At 65.0% G+C, this 22,515-nt stretch carries 20 protein-coding genes; 10 read left to right on the plus strand and 10 right to left on the minus strand.

Features of this window, described 5'->3' with window-relative positions; translation table 11 throughout:
- Positions 1-447: 447 nt before the first annotated feature.
- On the plus strand, positions 448-828 hold the full coding sequence (locus HLH29_RS15140; RefSeq protein WP_182968218.1) for a hypothetical protein: 381 nt from the start codon (positions 448-450) through the stop codon (positions 826-828).
- A 42-nt stretch (positions 829-870) separates the two neighbouring features.
- Here the strand turns inward: HLH29_RS15140 and HLH29_RS15145 are convergent, their stop codons facing one another.
- Entirely contained in the window at positions 871-3,198 is a 2,328-nt protein-coding gene (locus tag HLH29_RS15145) for a TonB-dependent receptor (RefSeq protein WP_246374292.1), read from the minus strand.
- Between the two features lie 397 nt (positions 3,199-3,595).
- Between HLH29_RS15145 and HLH29_RS15150 the strand changes: the two genes are divergently transcribed.
- Together HLH29_RS15150 and HLH29_RS15155 are read left to right on the plus strand one after the other, a co-directional pair.
- The gene (locus tag HLH29_RS15150; RefSeq protein WP_182968219.1) at positions 3,596-5,794 is read left to right on the plus strand and encodes a TonB-dependent siderophore receptor; all 2,199 of its coding nucleotides are present in this window, start codon (positions 3,596-3,598) and stop codon (positions 5,792-5,794) included.
- Positions 5,795-6,049: 255 nt separating this feature from the next.
- Entirely contained in the window at positions 6,050-7,225 is a 1,176-nt protein-coding gene (locus HLH29_RS15155) for an MFS transporter (RefSeq protein ID WP_182968220.1), read from the plus strand.
- A gap of 16 nt (positions 7,226-7,241) precedes the next feature.
- Here HLH29_RS15155 and HLH29_RS15160 read toward each other — a convergent pair whose 3' ends face one another.
- Together HLH29_RS15160 and phnX are read right to left on the minus strand one after the other, a co-directional pair.
- Complete coding sequence (locus tag HLH29_RS15160) at positions 7,242-8,357, minus strand: TIGR03364 family FAD-dependent oxidoreductase (RefSeq protein ID WP_182968221.1); 1,116 nt, start codon at positions 8,355-8,357, stop codon at positions 7,242-7,244.
- Entirely contained in the window at positions 8,354-9,190 is an 837-nt protein-coding gene (gene phnX / locus HLH29_RS15165; RefSeq protein WP_182968222.1) for a phosphonoacetaldehyde hydrolase, read from the minus strand. Before phnX ends, HLH29_RS15160 begins: the two co-directional genes overlap by 4 nt.
- A gap of 104 nt (positions 9,191-9,294) precedes the next feature.
- Here phnX and HLH29_RS15170 point away from each other — a divergent pair, with 104 nt between their 5' ends.
- Positions 9,295-10,197 carry a LysR substrate-binding domain-containing protein gene (locus HLH29_RS15170; RefSeq protein WP_182968223.1) on the plus strand — a complete coding sequence of 301 codons (903 nt, stop codon included), beginning with the start codon at positions 9,295-9,297 and terminating at the stop codon, positions 10,195-10,197.
- Here the strand turns inward: HLH29_RS15170 and panB are convergent.
- The 3 genes from panB to HLH29_RS15185 form a co-directional block, all read right to left on the minus strand.
- On the minus strand, positions 10,174-11,001 hold the full coding sequence (panB, locus tag HLH29_RS15175) for a 3-methyl-2-oxobutanoate hydroxymethyltransferase (protein WP_182968224.1): 828 nt from the start codon (positions 10,999-11,001) through the stop codon (positions 10,174-10,176). The two genes, HLH29_RS15170 and panB, sit on opposite strands and share 24 nt — an antisense overlap.
- Positions 11,002-11,114: 113 nt before the next feature.
- Complete coding sequence (locus HLH29_RS15180; protein WP_246374293.1) at positions 11,115-11,624, minus strand: GNAT family N-acetyltransferase; 510 nt, start codon at positions 11,622-11,624, stop codon at positions 11,115-11,117.
- 70 nt (positions 11,625-11,694) lie between these two features.
- Positions 11,695-13,116: a helix-turn-helix domain-containing protein gene (locus HLH29_RS15185; protein WP_182968225.1), complete on the minus strand. Its 1,422-nt coding sequence runs from the start codon at positions 13,114-13,116 to the stop codon at positions 11,695-11,697.
- A gap of 118 nt (positions 13,117-13,234) precedes the next feature.
- Between HLH29_RS15185 and HLH29_RS15190 the strand changes: the two genes are divergently transcribed.
- The 5 genes from HLH29_RS15190 to HLH29_RS15210 all read left to right on the plus strand — a co-directional run bounded on the left by HLH29_RS15190 (position 13,235) and on the right by HLH29_RS15210 (position 18,003).
- Positions 13,235-14,761 (plus strand): MmgE/PrpD family protein, encoded by a 1,527-nt coding sequence (locus tag HLH29_RS15190; RefSeq protein WP_182968226.1) that lies wholly within the window; start codon positions 13,235-13,237, stop codon positions 14,759-14,761.
- Between the two features lie 106 nt (positions 14,762-14,867).
- The gene (gene prpC, locus HLH29_RS15195; RefSeq protein WP_182968227.1) at positions 14,868-16,028 is read left to right on the plus strand and encodes a bifunctional 2-methylcitrate synthase/citrate synthase; all 1,161 of its coding nucleotides are present in this window, start codon (positions 14,868-14,870) and stop codon (positions 16,026-16,028) included.
- On the plus strand, positions 16,025-16,945 hold the full coding sequence (prpB, locus tag HLH29_RS15200) for a methylisocitrate lyase (RefSeq protein WP_182968228.1): 921 nt from the start codon (positions 16,025-16,027) through the stop codon (positions 16,943-16,945). Before prpC ends, prpB begins: the two co-directional genes overlap by 4 nt.
- A gap of 262 nt (positions 16,946-17,207) precedes the next feature.
- A complete protein-coding gene (locus HLH29_RS15205) occupies positions 17,208-17,549 on the plus strand; it encodes an ArsR/SmtB family transcription factor (protein ID WP_182968229.1) in 342 nt (113 codons plus the stop codon).
- Entirely contained in the window at positions 17,536-18,003 is a 468-nt protein-coding gene (locus HLH29_RS15210; protein WP_182968230.1) for an SRPBCC family protein, read from the plus strand. Before HLH29_RS15205 ends, HLH29_RS15210 begins: the two co-directional genes overlap by 14 nt.
- Before the next feature lie 178 nt (positions 18,004-18,181).
- On the opposite strand, the gene HLH29_RS15215 is transcribed toward HLH29_RS15210, so the two are convergent.
- From HLH29_RS15215 to HLH29_RS15230, 4 genes are all read right to left on the minus strand, one after another.
- Positions 18,182-19,486: a replication-associated recombination protein A gene (locus HLH29_RS15215; RefSeq protein WP_182968231.1), complete on the minus strand. Its 1,305-nt coding sequence runs from the start codon at positions 19,484-19,486 to the stop codon at positions 18,182-18,184.
- A 45-nt stretch (positions 19,487-19,531) separates the two neighbouring features.
- Positions 19,532-19,954 carry an alternative ribosome rescue aminoacyl-tRNA hydrolase ArfB gene (gene arfB, locus HLH29_RS15220; protein ID WP_182968232.1) on the minus strand — a complete coding sequence of 141 codons (423 nt, stop codon included), beginning with the start codon at positions 19,952-19,954 and terminating at the stop codon, positions 19,532-19,534.
- 74 nt (positions 19,955-20,028) lie between these two features.
- Positions 20,029-20,748 (minus strand): glutathione S-transferase, encoded by a 720-nt coding sequence (locus HLH29_RS15225; RefSeq protein ID WP_182968233.1) that lies wholly within the window; start codon positions 20,746-20,748, stop codon positions 20,029-20,031.
- A gap of 19 nt (positions 20,749-20,767) precedes the next feature.
- Positions 20,768-21,352 (minus strand): glutathione S-transferase family protein, encoded by a 585-nt coding sequence (locus HLH29_RS15230; protein WP_182968234.1) that lies wholly within the window; start codon positions 21,350-21,352, stop codon positions 20,768-20,770.
- A gap of 103 nt (positions 21,353-21,455) precedes the next feature.
- On the opposite strand from HLH29_RS15230, the gene HLH29_RS15235 reads away from it, so the two are divergent.
- Positions 21,456-22,436 carry a LysR family transcriptional regulator gene (locus tag HLH29_RS15235; RefSeq protein ID WP_182968235.1) on the plus strand — a complete coding sequence of 327 codons (981 nt, stop codon included), beginning with the start codon at positions 21,456-21,458 and terminating at the stop codon, positions 22,434-22,436.
- The last annotated feature ends 79 nt before the right edge of the window (positions 22,437-22,515 follow it).

Below are 22,515 nucleotides of genomic sequence, written 5' to 3' on the forward strand. Positions count from 1 at the left end.
GTTAACCCCGGCCCAGATGGCCAACAGCAACGCCGTCAGAAGGGCAGCATGACAATAACAGGGTATAGCTTATTCATCCCCAAAAGCTGTCCGAAAAACGGGGCCACCTCTGATATTCAAACTTAAAAACTTTTTGTTTATTCCACTCTCAAGCGCAACAGACAAAGCTGGAATCCCCGAGGAATTTCTTTCTTGATATTTTATCAATTACCACTAAATACTATTAATATATAATTATCGGCTCATCAAAGAAATTCGCATAGCCCATATGTTGACGCCTGCCATGATCGAAGCGGATACGTCGGTTTCACGAATGGAAGCCTGGCCCATCCACATCGTCAGAGAAGCCAATACCTTAGCGGCGGTCTGGCGTCCGAAATTCGCCTGTGTGCTCTGAAGACAACACTATTAGAATGCCTCCCGAAACATTTCGGACAGGGTTTGACCATGGACATCCAGACGATCGACCAAGCCTACAACCAACTGCAGTCGCAGGCCCAGCAATCCGCCCAGGCGCTTCAGACGCTGGGCAGCAAGCTGCAGGCCGCCATGAACGGCGGCGATTCCCAGGCGCGCGAATGGATGCTGGACCTGCGGGAGGTCGCCCTGTCGTTCCAGGCCGAGCAACAGCAGGTCACAGCCCTGCTCCAGGCGCTGCACGCCGCCGTGGCGAACGAAGCCGCACCGCCGCCCCAGCCGCAGGCGGCCCCCCAGCCCCAGCAATCGGGCGGCTTCCTCGGCAACCTGCTGGGTTCCGGCTTCGGACAGGCCATGGCAGCCGGTGCCGGGTTCGGAATCGGCGATGACCTGATCAAGGACATCTTCTGACCGGCAAGCGTCTGGCCATCGGTCACGCCGATGGCCACGCCCTCAGAATCCGCAGGACACCCGCCCACCGATGAAACGCGGCGAGCCGGGAATATAGAGATAGGTCGTCGTCGCCTGCCCGCCGGAGGTGAAATACTGCCGGTTCAGGATGTTCGACGCATAGACCGTGACCTGCCAGCGGTCCGACGCGGGCCGGAACGTGACATGCGCGCCCAGCAGGAAATAAGGCGGCAGGCGATAGAATCCCGTCCCGCCCGGCGTCATGGCCTGCGCACCGCGATAGACCCAGTTGGGCCCGAACTCGACCGCATAATGGGGGCTGACCGCCTGCCGCCAGTCGAGCTGCCCGTTCAGCGTCAGTTTCGGCTGCCCGTTATCCACGCCCGAGAAATTGTCGGTGATCGCCTTCCACACGCCATTCTGCGCGTAATAGGCGTTCGTCTTCGCGCGGTTGACGGTCGGGAAATTCTGGAAAATGCCGCGCTGCCAGCCGAAATTCTGGGTGAGGAACAGATGGCGGAACGGGTGCAGGTCGATCGTGCCCTCGAACCCCCAGCTTTCGGATTTCGGCACATTGGTCAGCTGGCTCAGCGGCCCGTAATTCGGGATCAGGATCGTGCCGAGAATCTGCTGGTTGTGAAAATCATTGTAGAATGCGGCAGCATTGATCCGCAGCACGTTGGGGATCGGGTCGCTCTTCAGCCCCAGCTCGTAGGTCAGCACGGTTTCGGGCTGGAAGGGATCGAGCTGCGCCTGGACCTGCGTATTGTTGGCGGTAAACCCGCCGGGTTTGAACCCCTTGCTCATCTTGTAATAGAGCAGGACATTGCGCGTCGCCTGCCACGACACGCCCACCTGCCCCGCGAACTGCGCCGCCGCCGTGCTCTCGCCGTGAAAATTCAGCGTGCGCCCACCATAGATCCGCGACGTCAGCCCGGTGATCGCCCGGTCGTCGATCTCATGCAGCAGCCCCACGAACAGTGTCACATTGCGCGGCAGGCGATAGCTGACATGGCCGAACTGCGACGTGGCCTCCTGATTCAGGCCGAAGGTGGAGACCTGCATATAGCCACGGGCCGGCAGGTAATCCGTATAGTCGAACGGAAAGGCCTGATTCATGCGCGAGCGCTGGTAGTACGCGCCGACCACCCATTGTAGCCTGTCTTCGGCGTGCGTGTTGGCCAGCCGCACCTCCTGCGTAAAACTGTTGGCCGCCACGGTGCGATAGGCATCCGCCTGGGCCGCGGCCGTCGCGTCCTGATCGGTGAATTCGGCCTCGCGCTCGGTCTCGAAGGCGCTGATCGCGGTCAGGGCAACGGGGCCGAAATCATGGGCAATATGCAGGTCCGCACCCCAGAACCAGTTATTCTCGCTGGGCTTCAACCCGTTCTGGCGCCCGATCACGTTGGTAAACGCGTCCTTCGCCGACCATTCCGTCTGCGTCCAGCCCAGATGCGGGATCGGCGCCGAGCCGATCAGGCGCGCAATGGGCACGCCCCCCACCACCTCGCTCTGGTCGCGCACCACATGGCCCGACAGCATCACCGTCGTCCGCTCGTCCGGCGTCCATTTCAGCTTCGCCCGCAGCGCCCAGCTATCGGCATCGCCCAAATGGGCGCCATTCAGCGGATTGCTCTGCCAGCCGCCCCCCTGCCGCACCTGCCCGGCAAGGCGGAAGCTCAGCCCATGGGCGATCGGCCCCGAGACATAGGCATCGCTGCGGCTGCGCGCGTAGGAGGCAATATCCTCGCTGGCGCCATAATGGAAACTGTCGGTCGGGTCGTTCGTCCGCAGCATTACCTCGCCGCCGGTGGCCGACTGGCCATGCTGGGTGCCGACCGGGCCGGGGGTAACGGTCACGTCCGCCATGTCGAACATCAGCCCGGAGGCCATGGTCGAATAGGGATAGGCCACGTCGTCCACATAGGTCACGACCGGCCCCATATTGTTCTGGGTAAAATCGTTGAAGCCCAGGCCGCGCAGATAGAAATTGGTCGAGGCAGTACCGTTGATCGTCTGTACCGTCAGGTTCGGCGCCACATATTCCAACCCGCGCAGATCCACGACGTCCCGTTCGGTCAAACGTTCGGCCGTCACGCGCGTATCGGCATCGGGCAGATGCTGGGCGGCTTCATGGGTAAAGGCACGACGGATACCGCTGACCTCGACCGTCTCGGGTGCCGGGCTGGCCGGATGCGGCACCGACTTCACAGCCGCCGGCCGGCGCGGCGCGGCCTGCGCCGCCTGACCCGTCGATTCAGCCCGCGCAGGGCCGGCCGCCAACAGGGCCACACTCATGCAAACCCCGGCGGAACCGGCCGCCATCAGCCGCGTGCCCGTGTTCCGCTGTGTCTTACGGTCCATGGTCATGCGGCCTTCCATCGGGCGTCGTTCACGATTGTTCATAGCGGCAGGGCTATGACGCATCACGCACGCGAGAGCAACACGCTTCGATCGCCTTCCGTATCTTCTCCGAATATCGGCTGCTGAACACACGCAGCGGGTCTCCCACGCAACGGGGTCTTTCGCCTCCAAATCGCTCCGACAACTCTCAACGCAGGCCACGCCGGAAAAAGACGACCCGTTCGGTTTCACAAAATCCGAATGCCTCGGGCATCGCGTGGCTGTCCATATTACCGGCATCAGCATCAGACGCCCCAACCGGCCATTCCGTCCGGAGGCCGATCGGCATGGTCGCCGCACATAATGTTATTGATAGTTATTCGCATCAAGACTAAAGGAGGCCCATCAACGCCGACGGTGGACCATGCCCCCTTCCCTTCCCCACGCCAGACAGCCCCTTTTTCTCGCCTCCGCCCTGCTGCTGTTCGTGGGTTCCACTGCCTCCGCATCCACCATCGCTGACCCACCCGCCCCTCACGACAAGCCGCGCCATCACCCTCATGACGCGAAGCCCGCCCCCCATGGCAGGCATGACGCGACGACCGAGGAAATCGAGGTCTCCGGCGCACGCCGCGCGCTGCTGGCCCGCAACGGAACCGCCGCCACCAAGACCGCAACGCCCATCGAGCAGACCCCCCAGAACATCACGGTCATCACCCAGGAACGCATGGCCGTGCTGAATTCCCGCTCGGTCTCCGAAGCCGTGCGCTATGCGGCGGGCGTTTCCGATTACGGTTCGAAGGACGATCCGCGCGGCTATTTCGGCACCATCCGCGGTTTCGCGCCCGACATCTATCTCGACGGCACCCGCACGCCGGATGCCGCATCCTCCCAATCCTTCAGCATCGAGCCCTGGGGGCTGGAGGAAATGGACCTGCTGCGCGGCGCGACCTCGGCCCTGTACGGCTCCGGACAGCTCGGCGGCATCATCAACGCCGTCAGCAAACGGCCACGCGCAGACCAGAAGGACGAAATCGCTTTCCAGACCGGTTCCTACGGCCGCGTGCAGGGCGCGGCCGACCTGGGCGGCGCGCTCAACGCATCGAAAACATTGCTCTGGCGCTTCAACGGGCTGATCCGCAAATCCGATACCTACGCGAAGAACATCAAGAACAACGAAATCTATGTCGCCCCGTCACTGGGCTGGAAACCCGACAACAGGACCGACCTCACGCTGCTGGCCAGTTTCGAACAGCTCGACGCGGGCTCGACGGCACAGTTCCTGCCCGCCGCAGGCACCCTCACCGCCACGCAATATGGCCGCATCGCCCGCGATTTCCTCAGCAGCGATGCCGATTACGACGTCTATTCCAAACGGCAGGCGGCCATCGGCTACAGCTTCACGCGCCACCTCACACCCAACTGGACCATCACACAGAACATGCGCTACGCGCATCTCGATCTGGCCTATCGGTTCGTGACCACCTCGGTCCTGCAAAGCGACCAGCGCACCATCACGCGACAGGCGTTGCTACAATCGGCCAACTACAACAATGTCACCCTCGACACCCGATCCGACCTGAAATTCCGGACAGGAGCAATCACGCACGAACTGCTCACCGGCATCGATTTCCGCAGCGATTTCCTGGCCAATCGCCGGGGGCAACGCGCCGCCCCCTCGCTGGATCTCTACGCCCCCGTCTACCGCGCCATCACTTGGCCGACCTATGCCACAACCACGAACACCAACGAGACGGAAAGCCAGACCGGCCTCTACGCGCAGGAACAGGCCAACTGGCACGATTTCCACCTGACCCTGTCCGGACGCGGCGACTTCACGGAAAGCCTGACCGTCGACAATCTGACGAAGCTGCACACCCCGCAGGCGAACAACGCCTTCACCGGCCGCGCCGGGCTGCTCTACTCTTCCCCGATCGGCCTCGCGCCCTACGCCGCCTACTCCACCTCATTCCAGCCGCAGGTCGGCACGACACGGCTCAACACACCGTTCCTGCCGACACGCGGGCGGCAGGTCGAAGCCGGCCTGAAATACAAGCCGCCCCACGGCACACCATGGGGCGAGGATTTCATGCTGACGGCCGATTTCTTCGATCTGGTCGAAACCAATATCCTCACCACCGATCCGCTCGATTCAACCTACCAGATCCAGGCCGGCGAACAGCGCACCAGGGGGTTCGAGGCCGAAGGCGTCGGCCGCCTGCCGGGCAAGATCGATTTCCTCGCCTCCTTCACCTACCAGGACCCGAGAATCACCAAATCGACCACGACCGCGCAGGTCGGGCAGCGCCCCGTCGCCGTGCCGTCGCACATGGCCTCGCTGTTCCTGAAGCGCGATTTCCACCTCACCACCGACCTCGTCACCGGCATCGGCGGCGGCGTGCGCTATACCGGCAACACGGCCGGCGCCTTGCCCGAGACCTTCGCGGTGCCAAGCCAGGTGGTCTGGGACCTCGTCGCCCATGTCGATTACCGGCGCACGTCCATCCAGTTCAACGGCACCAACATCGCCGATCGTCATTATGTCGCGATCTGCACCCGCTCCGTCGCCTGCTCCTGGGCCCCCGGCCGCGCGGTGTTCGTCACACTCGCCTATCGCTGGTAGAGGCACGCAAAAGCCATTCGTTGATCCATTGCAGCAGACAGCGTACAGATGTTCGTAATGATTGAACGCTTCGCGAACACCCGGCTCAGGGCCCTGCAGCAGACGGGAAAATCGAGGACCGACGCACGGTTTCATGATCGCTGCCCGATGCATACGGCAGATTTGTTGCGCAAAGAAATCATTCATACCGCAAAACGAACAAGGGCCGATCGCGCCCGGATCTTTGAAATCCCCATCCAGTAGGAGAAAAGCCCCTTGTCGAAAGCCGATGGTTCGTCCGGTCTTGCGCTGTTGTCCCTGGCCTGCGGGGCTTTCGCAATCGGGGTGACCGAATTCACCCCCATGGGGCTGCTGCCCGTCCTGGCGGACGGGGTCCATGTCAGCGTGCCCAAGGCAGGCAGCCTGATCAGCGCCTATGCCTTCGGCGTGATGGGTGGCGCGCCGTTCGTCACCCTGTTTCTGGCGCGCTATCCCCGCAAATATGCGCTGATCGGGCTGATGATCCTGTATGCGATCGGCAACCTGACCTCCTCCATCAGCGGCGACTACATGCAATTGCTGCTGTCGCGCGTCCTGACCAGCATGGCACACGGGGCGTTCTTCGGGCTGGGGGCGGTGGAGGCGGCAAGCCTGGTTGCGGCCAACCGCCGGGCCAGTGCGGTCGCCAGCATGTTCATGGGCCTGACCGTCGCCAATATCTTCGGCGTGCCGGCGGCAACCTGGCTGGGTGACACGCTGGGCTGGCGCAGCGCATTCGCCGCCATTTCAGTGTTGGGGTTAGTCGCGGCGGCGGCGCTGTCCCTCGCCCTGCCATTGGCCGAGGCCGGGCCCAGGCCGGACGCGGCGGCCGAGATGAAGGCCATCATGCGCCCGAACGTGCTGATGGCGCTGGGCGTCACGGTGATCGGCGCCGGGGCGATGTTCGAGCTCTATACCTATATCGTGCCGATGCTGGAGCATATCACCCGGGCGGGGCCGACCCTGACGACGATCGCCCTGATGCTGATCGGCGTCGGCTTCAGTATCGGCAATGCCATCGGCGGCCGGGCGGCAGACCGGTCGCTGGCCGGCACGCTGCTGGTGTTCTTCCCGATCCTCGGCCTGATCATGCTGGCCTTTCCCTTCGCGGCGCAGACGCCGGCCGGCGCGCTGGTCGGGGTCCTGCTGTGGGGCGTCGCCAGTTTCTCCCTGATGCCGGCCTTGCAGATGCGCACCATGCAGGCCGCGCACGATGCGCCGGGCCTGGCCTCGTCGGTCAATATCGGCGCCTTCAATCTGGGCAACGCCCTGGGCGCGGCCCTGGGCGGGGCCGTCCTGTCCCTGGGGTTCGGATATCCGATGGTCTCCGCCGCGGGCCTGGGAATCAGCCTGCTGGGCGTGGTGCTGGTCCTGCTGTCCCGTACGGGGCGCCTGTCACCGCAGGCCGAGTGACGCGCTTCCCGCCCCTCTACTCCCACAGATCGGCCAGCGTCTCCTCGGCGATGCCGAACGAGGTGCTGGCCCCCGTGCCGCTGCTGACGATCACCAGCCGCACACTGTCCGATATCCGCTCCATCAGCATGGTTTCGGGACCACTGGCATAGGTGCCGGTCCAGCGCGACACCACGGGCGGGGTCGCCCGATGGACGGAAGCATGCTCGGACAGGATCAGATCATCGACCCGTTCGTCCGAAAACGGGTCCGGCTGGTCGGCATAGACATGGGAATCCCCCACGATCTGGCTGCCATCGGCGGCCCGCACCGCAATCAGGTGAATCCCCGCCGCCAGATAATCCGGCTGCTCCGCCTCCAGCCGCGCCATCAACGCCGCATGGCCCGCCAGATGGTGGTAGCCGCGATACCGCCCCACGCCGAGGTCGGACATCACCGCCGGCTGCGCGGCATCGATGCCGCCGGGCGCCAGGCGCATCATCTGCAGCTTGCAGCGGGTCAGGCCGTGGGGCCGGATACGGTCGGGGAACAGCGTGTGGAAATCGTCGCCGGGGCAGACAATGGCCGCATCGGCATGGATCGTGCCCCGACTGGTCTCCAGGCGCGGAGGCGCCACGGAAAAGACGCTTGCCCCGCGCAGGAACGTCACCCCGTGCCGTTCCTGCAGCCAGCGCGCCAGACGCGGAATGGCCTCATGCGATTCCACCCGCAATTCATGGGGTGAATAGAGGGCGCCCAGCATGGCCTCGCCGCGCAGCCCCGGCCATGCCGACAGCGCCTCGCGGCTCAGCAGCGTACAGCCCGCGCCCATCTCGTCCTGACGAAAGGCTTCCAGCACCGCCATGGTCTCCGGCCGGCGCCCCAGCACCAGCAAGCCCCGCTGATGCACCGCAATTCCGGCATCGGGCGCGATCTCGGCCCAGATGTCGCGGCTGCGCCGCGCATGCCCCCAGGAACGGCCGCGTTCCTGCCCGGTGACGGTAATAAACCCGAAATTACGGATCGAGGCCCCATTGGCGGCCAGGTCCCGATCAATGACGATCACGCGCCGCCCCCGGCGGGCGGCAATCAGCGCATGGGCCAGGCCGCAAATGCCGGCACCGACAATGGCAAGGTCGTATCCGGCGGTCATGGAAAGGTCCGCAACTCGGTATCGGGCCGCTCGCCGGCCGCCAACCGCGCATCCAGCCGCTCCACCACGGCGGGCAGGCCGGCCACGCTGTCGATCACCTCATGCGCCCCGGCTTCCAGCAACACGGCGCGGGCGCGCTCGCGCCGGACGGCGAATTCATCGGGCGACATGGCCGCGATCTGCGCCTCGGTGCAGCCGAACACATTGCCCGAGACCGCAACCCCGACGCTCCACGCCCCGGCATTCCGCCCTTCGGCAACACCGACGATCGTGTCATCAACCTTCACCGCCCGCCAGGCCGGCCAGACATTCAGCGCGATCATGTTCCTCCACAGCATCAACGGGCCCGGACGGCCGGTTTGCGTCTCACCGGCACAGACCAGACAATCCACCTCAACCCCCTGACTGCGGGTGACGGGCAGGATTTCCTCCATGATCTCGCGCGTGTAGCCGGTGGTCGATCCGATCCGCAGCCCGCGCCGGCGCAGTTCCGCGACACACTCCGCGGCACCGGGGATCAGCACCGCGTGGCGCGCCGCCACCGCGATGTTGCGGGGGACAAACGCCTCGTAAACCCGATCGATCACCACATCGCCCGGCGCATGGCCATACATCTCCGCCCAGGCAGCGGCGATGCGCGGCTGGTTGAGCAGGGCTGCGACATGCGGGCGCTTGGCCAGCCCCATCGGGCGCCGTGCTTCCTCGATGTCGATCAAAAGACCGAATCCGGCAAAGGTTTCGACAAACGCCGCCATGGGCGCGAACGATCCGAAATCGACCAGCGTTCCAGCCCAGTCGAAGATAACCGCCTCGATGGAAAAATGCCCCGCCATGCGCCCTGCTCCGCATTCGACACAGGCACCATAACGCGCTGGCGAGGCTGCAATAAAATCGATAATAACGATCATCCTATCGATTGAATTTATGGATCAGCGACATGCAATACGTGCAGTTGCGGGCGGTGCAGGCGGTCGCGACCCATGGCGGCTTCTCCGCCGCCGCCTCGGCGCTGGGGCTGACCCAGCCCGCGATCTCCGATCAGGTCCGCCGCCTGGAACAGGATTATGGCTGCGTGCTGTTCCACCGGCGCGGACGAACGGTCGAACCGACTGAATTCGGCCGCCGGCTGCTGGCCGTCATCCAGCCGATCTTCGAGGCCGAGCGCCAGGCGGCAGCCCTGCTGTCCCAGGCGGCGGCACTGGAATTCGGCACCCTGTCCATGGTGTCCGACGCGCCGGACCTGGCGGTGTCCCTGATCGCCGCCTTTCGCGCACGCCACCCCAATGTCCGCATCACCCTGGCCATCGCCAACGCCGATACCTGCCTCGAACGGCTGCATACGGCTTCGGTCGATGTCGCGGTCACGGCGGCGGCGGCGGTCGATGCGCGGCTGCACGCGCAGACCCTACGCGCGGACACGCTGATCGCGCTGGTCCACAAACAGTCCGACCTTGCCGCCCGCAAGAGCGTATCGTTTTCGATTCTAGCCGAACGCGGTATGATCTTTCGTGAACCCCGCTCCGCCACCCAACGCCTGCTGGCCGGCGAGCTGCAACGCCACGCGATCAGTTGCACCCCCACCCTGACGGTGGACGGGCGCGAGGCGATGGTGGAAGCCGTCGCGGCCGGGCTGGGCGTGGGCGTGATCGCGGCCAGCGAATATGGCGGGCGGCGCGGCGTGCGCGTGCTGCCGATCAGCGACTGCAGCGTGCGCATGGTCATCTCCCTGCTCGCCCCGCGCGAACAGGCAGCCTCGCGCCTGATCGGCGAACTGTTCACCGTCGCGCGGACACTGGAGCGGGCTCGCGCGGCCGCTTCAGCCCCCAAGGGCGCGGGATAGTTCCTCCGGGTCCATGCCGCTGCTCTGCGCCGCGGTGGGAAAGGCGCCGGACCGCACATCGCCCACATAGGCCCGCAACGCCTCCTCGATCGCCGCGCCGATATCGGCATAACGCTTGGCATGGCGCGGCGACTTGCCGGGAAACAGGCCCAGCAGATCGTGCCAGACCTGCACCTGCCCGTCGCACCCCGCCCCGGCGCCGATGCCGATCACCGGAATGCGCAGCCGCTGCGTCACCGCCGCCGCCAGCGGCCCCGGCACCAGTTCCAGCACCAGGGCAAAGACCCCGGCATCCTGCAACGCCAGCGCGTCCTCCACCAGCCGCCGGGCCGCCTCCGCCTGCCGCGCCTGCACCCGCAGGCCCAGTGTGTGCTGCGCCTGGGGCGTCAGGCCCAGATGGCCCATCACCGGCACGCCCAGTTCGGTCAGACGCCGCACCGTCGCCGCGACGGAAATGCCGCCTTCCAGCTTCAGCGCCTGCACCCCGGCCTCCTGCATCACCCGCCGGGCCGAGGCGATGGCATCGCCCTCCGTCGCATAGGTCAGGAACGGCAGGTCGGCCACCACCAGCGCCCGGCTGCTGCCGCGCACCACGGCCCGCGCATGGCGGATCATGTCGTCCAGCGTAACCGGCAGGGTGGTATCGGCCCCATGGACCACCATCCCCAGCGAATCCCCGACCAACAGCATCGGCACTTCCGCCCGCTCGGCCAGCGCGGCAGACGGATGGTCGTAGGCCGTCAGCATGGCGATCCGCTGCCCGGATTCCTTCATGGCCTGAATGTCGAAAACGGTAATGCGCATGATACGATCCATGAAATGGCCTGGTTGATGAACAGATAATCAGGAAACGGAAGAAACCGGCCGCCGCATGGCGCACCGCCGCGCCGCCGGCAGGCCATGCGCAACCTCGGCGGTCAGCACGCCCGCAGGCGCGGCGTCAAGGCCGCATCAGGCAGGATCGCGAAACCGGCCCGCGCATAGAACGGCGCATTCCACGCCACGTCGCGAAACGTCGTCAGGGTCACGGCCACCATGGCCTCCTTTGCGGCATAGGCAGCCGCATGTTCCAGAAACGCCCGGCCCTGCCCCCTGCCCTGATAGTCCGGCGCCACCGACATCTCCCACACATGCAGCACCGCCCGGCCGGCATCGGTGCCGTCGCCATCCTCCGTCGCCGCACGGGCGGTCAGGAAACCGGCAATATCCGCCCCATCGGCGGCCACCCAGCAGGTTCCGGCTTCAATGGCCGCCAGATGCGCGTCCGCCGGCATCACGCCGTCATCCGCAATCCAGGCCAGATCGGGAATGGTGCGAAACAGCGCGCCCGACGCCTCTTCCACCGCCGACAACAAAGCGGCCTCATCCCGCCGGGCCAGCCGGATCTGCCAGTCACCACCCATCGTCCATTCTCCCGGTTCCGGCATCGTCCTTTTCATGACGCCGTGCATGAAACGGACCCGCCACGCGGTCAATCCACCCAGGACCGGCACAGTCTCACGGCACCACCATGTGATAGGGCACCACCCCCCGCTCCTCGCTGCCCGCGTCGATGCCAAAGCCCGTGGCAGGAATCGCCCGATGCCGGCAATCGGTGCGGATGCAGGCGCGACACCCCGGCCCGATCGGGATCACCATCCGGTCGTCCCGCAGGTCCAGCCCGGCCGAATAGACCAGTTCCGGCGCATGCGACACCGCACAGCCCAGCACGATCGCCACCAGGCGCGGCCGGTCGAAATAAGAAACCGGCGAATGCCCCACCGTCCGCGCAACGCTGATATAGACCGCATCGTCGGTAGTGCGCGACATCTGGACATGCAGCTTGCCGGGCGCCGAAAAACATTCGAACACATTCCATTGCGCGCACAACCCGCCGAACCGCGCACGGCTGAAACGGGTGGCGCTGTAGCTCTTCAGCACATTGCCGGCGATATCGGTCTTGATGAAATAGAACGGAATCCCCTCCGCCCCCGGCCGCTGCATGGTGGACAGCCGATGGCATACCTGTTCGAAACTCACGCCGAACTGCCGCTGCAACAGGTCCAGATCATGCCGCGTCTGCCGCGCCGCCCGCCGGAAACGCTCGTACGGCAACAGCAGCGCCCCGGCGAAATAATTGCTCATCCCCACCGTGGCCAATGCGCGCGCGTCCGCGCTGCCCAGCCCCGACCGGCGCACCGGCCGGGCCAGAACCTGCCCATAATCCAACCGCCCGATCACCTGCGCCAGCCAGAAGGCCGTACTCTCCGGCGGCACGCCCCCGGTGACCGCCAGCCGCCGCGCCCGCCGGTCTAACCGCCACATCACGCCCTGACTATCCAACGCGGCATCGGTCACGATCCGGATATCATGCCGATCGCGCAGATAGCGCCCCAACATTTCGGCCGGCCCGCCCTCATCCAGTCGCGTGGATTCGTACAACCCCTCCGCTGCCCGATCGATTTCGTCGAAATAGTTCCGCTCGGCCTGCACCCAATCGCCCACCGCATCATACGATCCGGTGCCGGGCTGTGGCGCCGGCGTAGCGGCTCCGGCCTGCCCTCTTTCCTCCTGCAACGCCCGAAAGGCGCGATAGAGCGCCACGAACTGATCGCACAGCCACGGCGCGCCCCGCACCGCCTCCTGCACCTGCCGAGGCGAGGGCATGGCGCTGAACAGCGGGTCCCCCAGGATCTCACGCAACACCTGCATGCGCTGGATATCGCCGCTATCGCTGAACCAGGTCGGCTCGACTCCGAATAGCGTGCAAAGTTTTAACAGAATCCCCGGCGTCAACGGCCGCTGATCGTTCTCGATCTGGTTGAGATAACTCGCCGAAAGCCCCAGAGCCGTCGCCAAACCCTGCTGCGATTGGCCATTTCTCGCGCGCAGATCACGAATTCTCGACCCCGCGAAGATCTTCTCGCCCGCCGTCGCCATCTTCGCATCCTTCGCAAAACCGGTGCCGGACCGTGGCACCATTTTGCCCGGATCGCCATTCCCGAATGCGCGAGAATGACAATACTCCGCAGCAAGGCCCCCAAAGAGGAACCAAGCCATGCGCCAGTACGACATCACCGTCCACCCCGAGAGCGACCGTCTGCCGCGCGACGCGCAACTCGCCTGGCAGATCGCCGAGGTCGCCGCCGATCCGGTCGCCATCCTTCCCGACGTTACCGAGATGATCATCAATCGCGTGATCGACAACGCATCGGTCGCCATCGCCTCGGTCAACCGCCACACGGTGGTCAGCGCCCGCGCCGAAGCCCTGGCCCACGCCCGGCCCGGCGGCGCCACCCTGTTCGGCTGCGGGCCGGAGGTGCGCGTCCACGCCGAATGGGCCGCCTGGGCCAACGGCACGGCGGTGCGGGAACTGGATTTCCACGACACGTTCCTGGCCGCCGAATATTCCCATCCGGGCGACAATATCCCCGCCATCCTCGCCGTGGCCCAGCAATGCGGCCGCTCGGGCGCCGAACTGGTACGCGGCATCGCCACCGGCTACGAAATCCAGATCGACCTGGTGCGGGCCATCTGCCTGCACAAGCACAAGATCGACCATGTGGCCCATCTCGGCCCCTCGGTCGCGGCCGGAATCGGGACCCTGCTGGGCCTGCCCACCGAGACCATCTACCAGTCGATCCAGCACGCCCTGCACGTCACCACCGCCACACGGCAAAGCCGCAAGGGCGAAATCTCGTCCTGGAAGGCCTACGCCCCCGCCCATGCCGGCAAGATGGCGGTCGAGGCCGTGGACCGCGCCATGCTGGGCGAAACCTCCCCCAGCCCGATCTATGAAGGCGAAGACGGCGTGATCGCCTGGATGCTGGACGGCAAGGGCGCCCATTACCGCGTCGCCCTGCCCGAGGCCGGCGAGGCCAAACGCGCGATCCTCGACAGCTACACCAAGGAACATTCGGCGGAATATCAAAGCCAGGCCCTGATCGACCTCGCCTTCCGCCTCGGCGCCGACGTCCGCGCCTCCGGCCGCAACTGGGACGACGTGAAGGACATCCTGATCGAAACCAGCCACCACACCCATTACGTGATCGGCACCGGCTCCAACGATCCGCAGAAATTCGACCCCGACGCCTCGCGCGAGACGCTGGATCATTCGATCATGTATATCGTCGCCGTCGCCCTGCAGGACGGCGCCTGGCACCATGTCCGCTCCTACGCGCCCGAACGCGCGCAACGCGCCGACACGGTGCGCCTGTGGCGCAAGATCCACACGGTCGAAGACCCGAAATGGACCGCCCGCTATCACGCCGACAACCCGGCGATCAAAGCCTTCGGCGGCCGCATCACCATCACCTTCACCGACGGCACCCGGCTGGACGGCGAACTGGCGGTCGCCAACGCCCACCCGCTGGGCGCCACCCCCTGGACCCGCCCCGACTATATCCGGAAATTCCGCGTCCTGACCGAAGGCATTCTCCCCCCCACCGAAATCGAACGCTTCCTCGACGCGGCACAGCGCCTGCCCTCCCTGCGCGCGGACCAACTGCGCCAGCTCGAAATCACCCTCCCGCCGGAGGCGCTGAAAGCAACCGACCGAACCGGCATCTTCAATTTCCCCGCATGAAAGACTGACCCCGCCCACCCCTCAACGAACAGGGGTGAAGGGGACGACTGTCCCCTTCCGGGTGCAGGGCAGAGCCCTGCGAAAAGGCACAATAAGGAGACGTGACATGACCCAAGCGTCCAAGCCCAAGAAATCCGTCGCCCTCTCCGGCATCACCGCCGGCGAAACCGCACTCAGCTCCGTCGGCCATGCCGGCAACGAGCTGCATTATCGTGGCTATGACATCAAGGACCTGGCGGAATCCTGCGAATTCGAGGAAGTCGCCCACCTGCTGATCCACGGCCACCTGCCCGACGCCGCCGAACTGGCGGAATACAAGGAGCGACTGCGCTCGCTGCGCGGCCTGCCCGTCCGCCTGCGCCGCCTGCTGGAGGATATTCCAGCCGCTGCCCACCCGATGGACGTGATGCGCACCGGCGTCTCCGCCCTGGGCTGCATCCTGCCCGAACGCCGCGACATGAACCCGGTGGGCGCGCGCGAGATCGCGGACCGCCTGCTGGCTTCGATGGGATCGGTGCTGCTGTACTGGTATCATTTCTCGACCAACGGCAAGCGCATCGATGTCGAGACCGATGACGACACCATCGGCGGCCATTTCCTGCACATGCTGCACGGCCACGCGCCCCCGCCGGAATGGGTCAGCGCCATGCATGCCTCGCTGATCCTGTACGCGGAACATGAATTCAACGCCTCGACCTTCGCCAGCCGCGTGGTGGCGGGCACGGGGTCGGACATGTATTCCGCCGTCACCGCCGGCATCGGCGCCCTGCGCGGCGCGCGCCACGGCGGCGCCAACGAGGTCGCGCTGGAAATCCAGCAGCGCTACCAGACGCCCGACGAAGCCCAGGCCGATATCCTGCGCCGGCTGGAAAACCGCGAAGTCGTCACCGGCTTCGGCCACCCGGTCTACACCATCGCCGATCCGCGCAACGAAGTGATCAAGCAATGGGCGGAACGCCTGTCGGCCCGCAGCGGCGCCATGCGCCTCTACACCGTCGCCGAGCGGATCGAGCGCGTGATGGCCGAACGGCGCAACATGTTCGCCAATCTCGACTGGTTCAGCGCCGTTTCCTACAACATGATGCGCATCCCCACCGCCATGTTCACGCCGATCTTCGTCATCGCGCGCCTGACCGGCTGGAGCGCCCACGTCATCGAACAGCGCGAGAACGGCAAGATCATCCGCCCGTCGGCCGCCTATATCGGCCCCGACAAACGGCCCTTCACCCCCCTGCACCAACGCGGCGGACTGGAGAAAGCAGCATGATCACCCTGACAGGCGGCGCCACCAACGGCGAGGCGGCAGGCCGGCGCTTCCGTGCCCTGCTGCAATCCCCCGATATCCTGCAATTGCCCGGCGCCCATAACGGCCAGGCCGCGCTCCAGGCGAAGGACGCAGGCTTCAACGCGCTCTATCTCTCGGGCGCGGCCATGACGGCCAGCATGGGCCTGCCCGATCTCGGCATCATCACCATCGACCAGGTCACGTTCTTCATCCGCCAGATCGTCAACGCCACCGGCCTGCCCCTGCTGGTCGACGGCGACACCGGCTACGGCGAAGTGCTGAACGTCATGAACATGGTCCGCACTTTCGAGGATGCGGGTGCTGCCGCCGTGCATCTGGAAGACCAGATCCTGCCCAAGAAATGCGGCCACCTGAACAACAAGAAACTCGCCACCCCGCACGACATGGCCCTGAAGGTCGGCGCCGCCCGCAAGGCCGCGCGCGATCTGGTCATCATCGCCCGCACCGACGCGGCAGCCAGCGAGGGCATCGACGGCGCCGTCGCCCGCGCCAAACTCTATATCGAAGCCGGCGCCGACGCGATCTTCCCCGAAGCCCTGACCACGGCCGAGATGTTCCGCGAATTCGCCCGCCGCATGCCCGGCGTCAAGCTGCTCGCCAACATGACCGAATTCGGCCGCACCCCGTTCTTCACCGCCAGGGAATTCGAAGAGATGGGCTACCACATGGTCATCTGGCCCGTCAGTTCACTCCGCGTCGCCAACAAGGCCCAGGAAGACCTCTACACCACCCTCCGCCGCAACGGCAGCACCGAGGCCATGCTGCCCCATATGCAAACCCGCGAAGCCCTCTATCGCACACTACGCTATCACGAATACGAGGCGCTGGATCAGTCGATCGTCGAAACCATCCTCCCCACGATCAGTGAGCCGGCCTGAACTGCCAGATCGCAGGACGCTGCCCTGCACCCGGAAGGGGACAGTCGTCCCCTTCACCCCTGACCGTTATGGGGACAGGTCGATTGAGGATTCGTATCAGGCCCGTGGCGTAATAGTACGGGTGGGAATTGTAGAAAAAGATCGCAGCTTGCGACGTGTCACGTGCCGTCTCGAATCGGACACTGTCCAGAACCTCACCCAGAGGGCGCGTCTGACCGAATGACTCCTTGACGGAGAGCCAAGGATATCATTAGTTAGCCATATGGCTAATCTTGATCGCATCTTTCATTCCCTGTCGGATAGCACCCGTCGCGCGGTCATTGCGCAGCTTGCTCATGGCCCGGCCAGCGTCGGCGATCTGGCGCAACGCCATAGCATGGCGCTGCCCAGCTTCATGAAACATGTCCGCGTGCTGGAAGAGAGCGAGATCGTCGTCTCCCGCAAAATGGGGCGCGTGCGCATGTGCCAACTGCGTCCCGATGCGCTCACGATTGCGCAAGGCTGGCTCGAACGGGAGCGTCGCATTTGGGAATCCCGCCTGGACCGGCTGGATTCTTTCGTCGAAACACTGGCTGAACAGGACAATACCCATGGACGTCAATAATCAGCTCGACCTTGTCCTCGAACGCACGGTCAAGGCCAGCCCGGCCCAATTGTGGCGTGCCTGGACGGAACCGGACCTGCTGAAGCAATGGTTCGCGCCACGGCCATATGGCGTGGCCAAGGCCGAAATCGACCTTGTACCGGGCGGCGCGTTCAATGTGGTGATGCGGTCTCCGGAGGGCGTGGTTTTTCCGGAAAAGCCGGGGTGTATCCTTGTGGTTGAGCCGGAACGGCGTCTGGTCTGGACTGATGGCCTGGGCCCACAATTCCGGCCGAATACCGAGGCCTTCATGACGGCGGAGATCACGATGGAGCCCGTTCCCGGCGGCACACGCTACCGCGCACTCGTGCGCCACAAGAGCACGCAGGATCGGGCGAAGCACGAAGAAATGGGCTTCTTCCACGGATGGGGCACGTGCCTGACTCAATTGGAAGAACTTGCCGCGCGGATCTGAACCTAAGCCGCGAATCAACAGGCCGAGGCGACCGTCCGCTATCAGACAGACTTGCCCCGATAGCGGAAGGTCCCCTCCCTCCGGCCCGCCTTCAAATAGACCTGCCACCCAACCGGCAATGGGGAAGAGCCAGCCATGCGATGAGAGATCAAACTTTATCCGGGAATGCCTGACGCCATCATTCCCGCCCCTTGCGAGCCTGCACCTCGCCGGTCACCCGCTGCCAATACTCATCCGCCCGCTTCTCGAACGTCCCCGCATCGCGCGCATCACTCTGATAAAGCGCGCCCTTCGGGATCGGCGAGTAAACCTGCTCCACCCAGCCGCGCGGGTCATCATGCGGAAACCGATACCCGACATGCCCCAGCGACGCCGCGCCCTTGTAATGCGCATCACGCAGATGCAGCGGCACGGCGGCCGGCGGATTATTCGCCACGAACTGCATCGCCGCCGAAATCCCCCGGCACGCCGAGCCCGATTTCGGCGCCCGCGCCACATGCAGCGCCGCATGCGCCAGCACGATCTGCGCTTCGGGATACCCGATCTTCTCGACTGCCTGCATCGCCGCCACGGCAGTCTGGAGCGCGGCATTATCGGCCAGCCCCACATCCTCCGACGCATGGATCATGATCCGCCGCGCGATATAGCGCGGGTCCTCGCCACCATGAATCAGGCGCGCCAGCCAGTACAGCGTGGCATCGGGATCAGACCCTCGCATGGATTTCACGAACGCCGAAACCACATCGTAATGCGCATCGCCCGACCGGTCATGATTGACGGGCGCCGCCGCATAGGCCTCATCCACCATCGCATCGGTGATCGTGACCCGCTTCGCATCATGCCCGACCGCGAGGCTTTCCAGCGTCGTCAGCGCCCGCCGCGCATCCCCGCCGGAACGACCGGCAATCCGGCGGATCTGCGCGCCCGTCAGCGAGACCTCGATCCCCTCCCCCCGCAGATGGTCGACGCCACGCCGCACCACCTGCTCCATCTCTTCGAGCGTCAGCGGCTCGAGCTTCAGGATGGTCGAGCGCGAGACCAGCGCCGGTGTCAGCACATGATAAGGATTGCCGGTCGTGGCCCCGATAAAATCGGCCGTGCCCTCCTCGCAGATGGCCAGCAGATCATCCGCCTGGGTCGCCGAAAAGCGCTGCACCTCATCGACGAAGATCAGCAGCGGCACCATCCGCGCCTCATCCGCCAGCTTGCGAATGTCCGCAACCCCGCTGCGCGTCGCGTGCAGCGGGCGAAAGCTCTTGCCGAGCATGTTTCCCACCGCCCGCGCGATCGAGGTCTTGCCCACCCCCGGCGGCCCATACAGAATCACGCTGCCCAACGCCCCACCGGCAATCCGCCGCCGCAGGATCGAACCGGGCGCGACCGCCGCCGACTGGCCGATCACGTCATCCAGCGTCGCCGGGCGCAACTGCGCGGCAAGCGGCATCCGCCCCAGTGCCGTCCCACTGTCAAACAGGTCGCTCATCCCTCACCCCAGACACGGAATTTTCCAGAACGGCGCAGGCTGCGCCTAATCATCGAACCGCCCGGAACGCCCGCGCTTGATGCCCGACCGGTGCGCCTTGCCGTCCAGCCGGCGCTGGCGGGCCGCACGGCCGGGGCGGGTGGCCACACGAAAAGCGGGACGATGCGCCGCCTCGCGGATCAGCTCGGCCAGCCGTTCAATGGCATCCTCGCGGTTGCGCACCTGCGTGCGAAAGCGCCGGGCGGTGATGACGATCACCCCATCCCGCGTGGCACGACTGCCCGCCACCTCCAGCAGCCGGGCCCGCACCCGCTCGGGCAACGAGGGCGAGCGCGCGGCATCGAACCGCAATTGCGCCGCCGTGGCCACCTTGTTGACGTTCTGCCCACCGGGGCCGGACGCAAGGATATAGCTGACCTCCAGCTCGGACTCGGCCAGGGACAGTCCGGGAAGGATCGGGATTGCCATGCGCGCGGCATAGCATGTTTTGCGCCGCCGCGCGTGCTATTCCCCGCCTTGGCGCAGGGCGCCGCCCTGCCCCTTCACCCCTTGTCGTGAGAGACAGGATGTTCCGGGTGGCCAGTCATCCGACTGCTTTCAGGCTTGCCGTCCGACTGGTCAGGCAGTTCGAACATATCGATGATTTCGGCTTCATCCTGTCCGGAAGCAAACCACTCCCGCACCAGTGGATGCGCGAGCATCCGCTCCAGATACGTCGCGGCGCCACCCTGCAAGGAAACACCATAGGTCTGAAAGCGAGAGGCCACCGGCGCGAACATGATATCGGCGGCATTGAAGCGCCCGAACAGCCAGGGCCCCTCGGGATGACTCCCCGCCGTCTTCCATATCGCCGCCACGCGCGCAATATCGTCTTCGACAGCCTGCGTCCGCACGGCCCGCCGATTGCGCCCCCTCGCATTGACCGGCATCGCCTCCCGCAGCGCATTCAGGCCCGAATGGACCTCTCCGGCATAGCTGCGTGCCCTCGCCCGCAGGAAGCGGTCGGCCGGCCAGAGGGCAGGACATTGCTCGTAAAGATATTCCACGATCGCAAGCGTGTCCCAGATCGGGAAACCATCGACGCGCAAAACAGGCACAAGGCCGGTCTCGCCGCCACGTTCAATGACGCACGCCCGGGCACCCGTTATATAAAGCGACTGGATCGTCTCGTCGAAAGGCACGCCAGCCAGACGCAGCAGCATCCACGCCCGCATCGACCATGACGAATAATTCCTGTTCCCCAGGATGATCTCCAACGCCATCGATTCATCCTCCAGAAGATCAGATCCAGGGCATCGGCAGGAAGCCGGGCAGAGCCTCGACACGCAGGAGCCATGCCCGCACGTTCGGATAGGGCTCCAGCGACACATGGCCTTCCGGAGCGTGGGCGACATAGCCATAGCAGGCAAGATCCGCGATCGTCGGATGGCACGCGGCCAGGAACGTCCGGTCGTCGAGATGCGCGTCCATGAACGCCAGCAATCGCTCGGCGCGCACGCACGCATCGGCGGGCTCGCCCGGGCGTTGCCACAGCGCCACCATACGGGCGGCAGCCGGCCCTTGCCTCAACTCCCCCGCCGCAATCGAAAGCCAGCGCTGAACGCGCGCCGCGCCCACCGGATCGTCCGGCAGCCACAAGGTGCCCGCGCCGTAGGCCTTGGCCAGATAGACCAGAATGGCATTGCTGTCGGCCAGCACCAGATCACCATCACACAGGATCGGAATCTGTCCGAGCGGGTTCAGACGCAGCAATTCCGGCGTCGGAGCGGAAACGATCTCGAACCTGTAATCGATGCCGAGCATCGACAGAAGCAATTGTACGCGATGCACATGGCCTGAAAGAGGCATGCCGTAGAGAATCATCATCGGTGCGATCTTTCGCTATGGTCGCTCCAGGGTCATTGTTTTGTCCGAACATGGCGATACGCTATCCTGGCACGACAGTCTTTCGGATAATGGAAGAATAGCGTTGGATCGCCTGGATGAACTGGCAGTGTTCGTTGCCGTGCTCGACTCAGGAAGCATGGCGGCGGCGGCGCGACGCCTGTATCGCTCTCCTCCCAGCATCAGCCGTATCCTGGCGGGGCTGGAGCAACGACTGGGCGCACGCCTGATCGATCGCACGACGCGACGCCTGGCCCCGACCGAATTCGGCCGTCACTTCGCCATGCAGGCGCGGGATCTCATCGCGCAATACGAAGCGCTGACCAGGGCAGCCACGCATGAGGCAGATCAACCCGCCGGCATGCTTCGGATCACGGCCCCAGCGACATTCGGGCGCCGCCACGTGGCGCCCATGCTTTCGGATTTCCTGCTACGGTTTGAAAGGGTTCGGGCCACATTGGTGTTGTCGGACCGCAATCTCGATCTGATCGAAGACGGTCTGGATGTCGCCATCCGCATTGGCGCGTTGACCGATTCGACCCTCGTGGCCCGCAAAGTTGGCAGCGTCGGGCGCATTCTGGTCGCCAGCCCCGCCTATCTGGAAAAACGGGGCACGCCGCGATCCGTCCGTGACCTGGCGAACCATGACAGTATCCTCATCGAAAGCCGACCTGTCGCGCGGGAATGGCGCTTCGCCTCAGGCCCACACGACTGTGGGCAGCGTCAGGTCATACGATTGACACCACGCGTCCTGGCCAATGACGTCGAAGGCGCCATCGCAATGGCACGCGCAGGATTGGGCATCGTGCAGGTTCTGTCATACCAGGTGACGGAGGAACTCTCGGCGGGCCACCTCGTCCGGCTCCTGCCGGAGGCGGAACTTCCCCCCACCACGGTACATCTGATCAGCACCTGCACCTCCCATCGGCCCGCGAAAACGACCGCCTTTCTCGATTTCGCGGCGAACGCGCTGGAACAGCGTCTCCGGGTCATATCCCGCTCATCGAACCCGCCTGCCCCGACCATGTCGCCACCCGGCAATCACGAGATCGAAACAAGACAATAACGCATGAAAATATGATCATTATATAAATGTGAATGATAAAGATGCCTCTCGCATCTCACGAATAGCACACTCTATTGCG

The sequence above is a fragment of the Gluconacetobacter tumulicola genome (genome assembly GCF_014174215.1).
Lineage (GTDB): Bacteria > Pseudomonadota > Alphaproteobacteria > Acetobacterales > Acetobacteraceae > Gluconacetobacter > Gluconacetobacter tumulicola.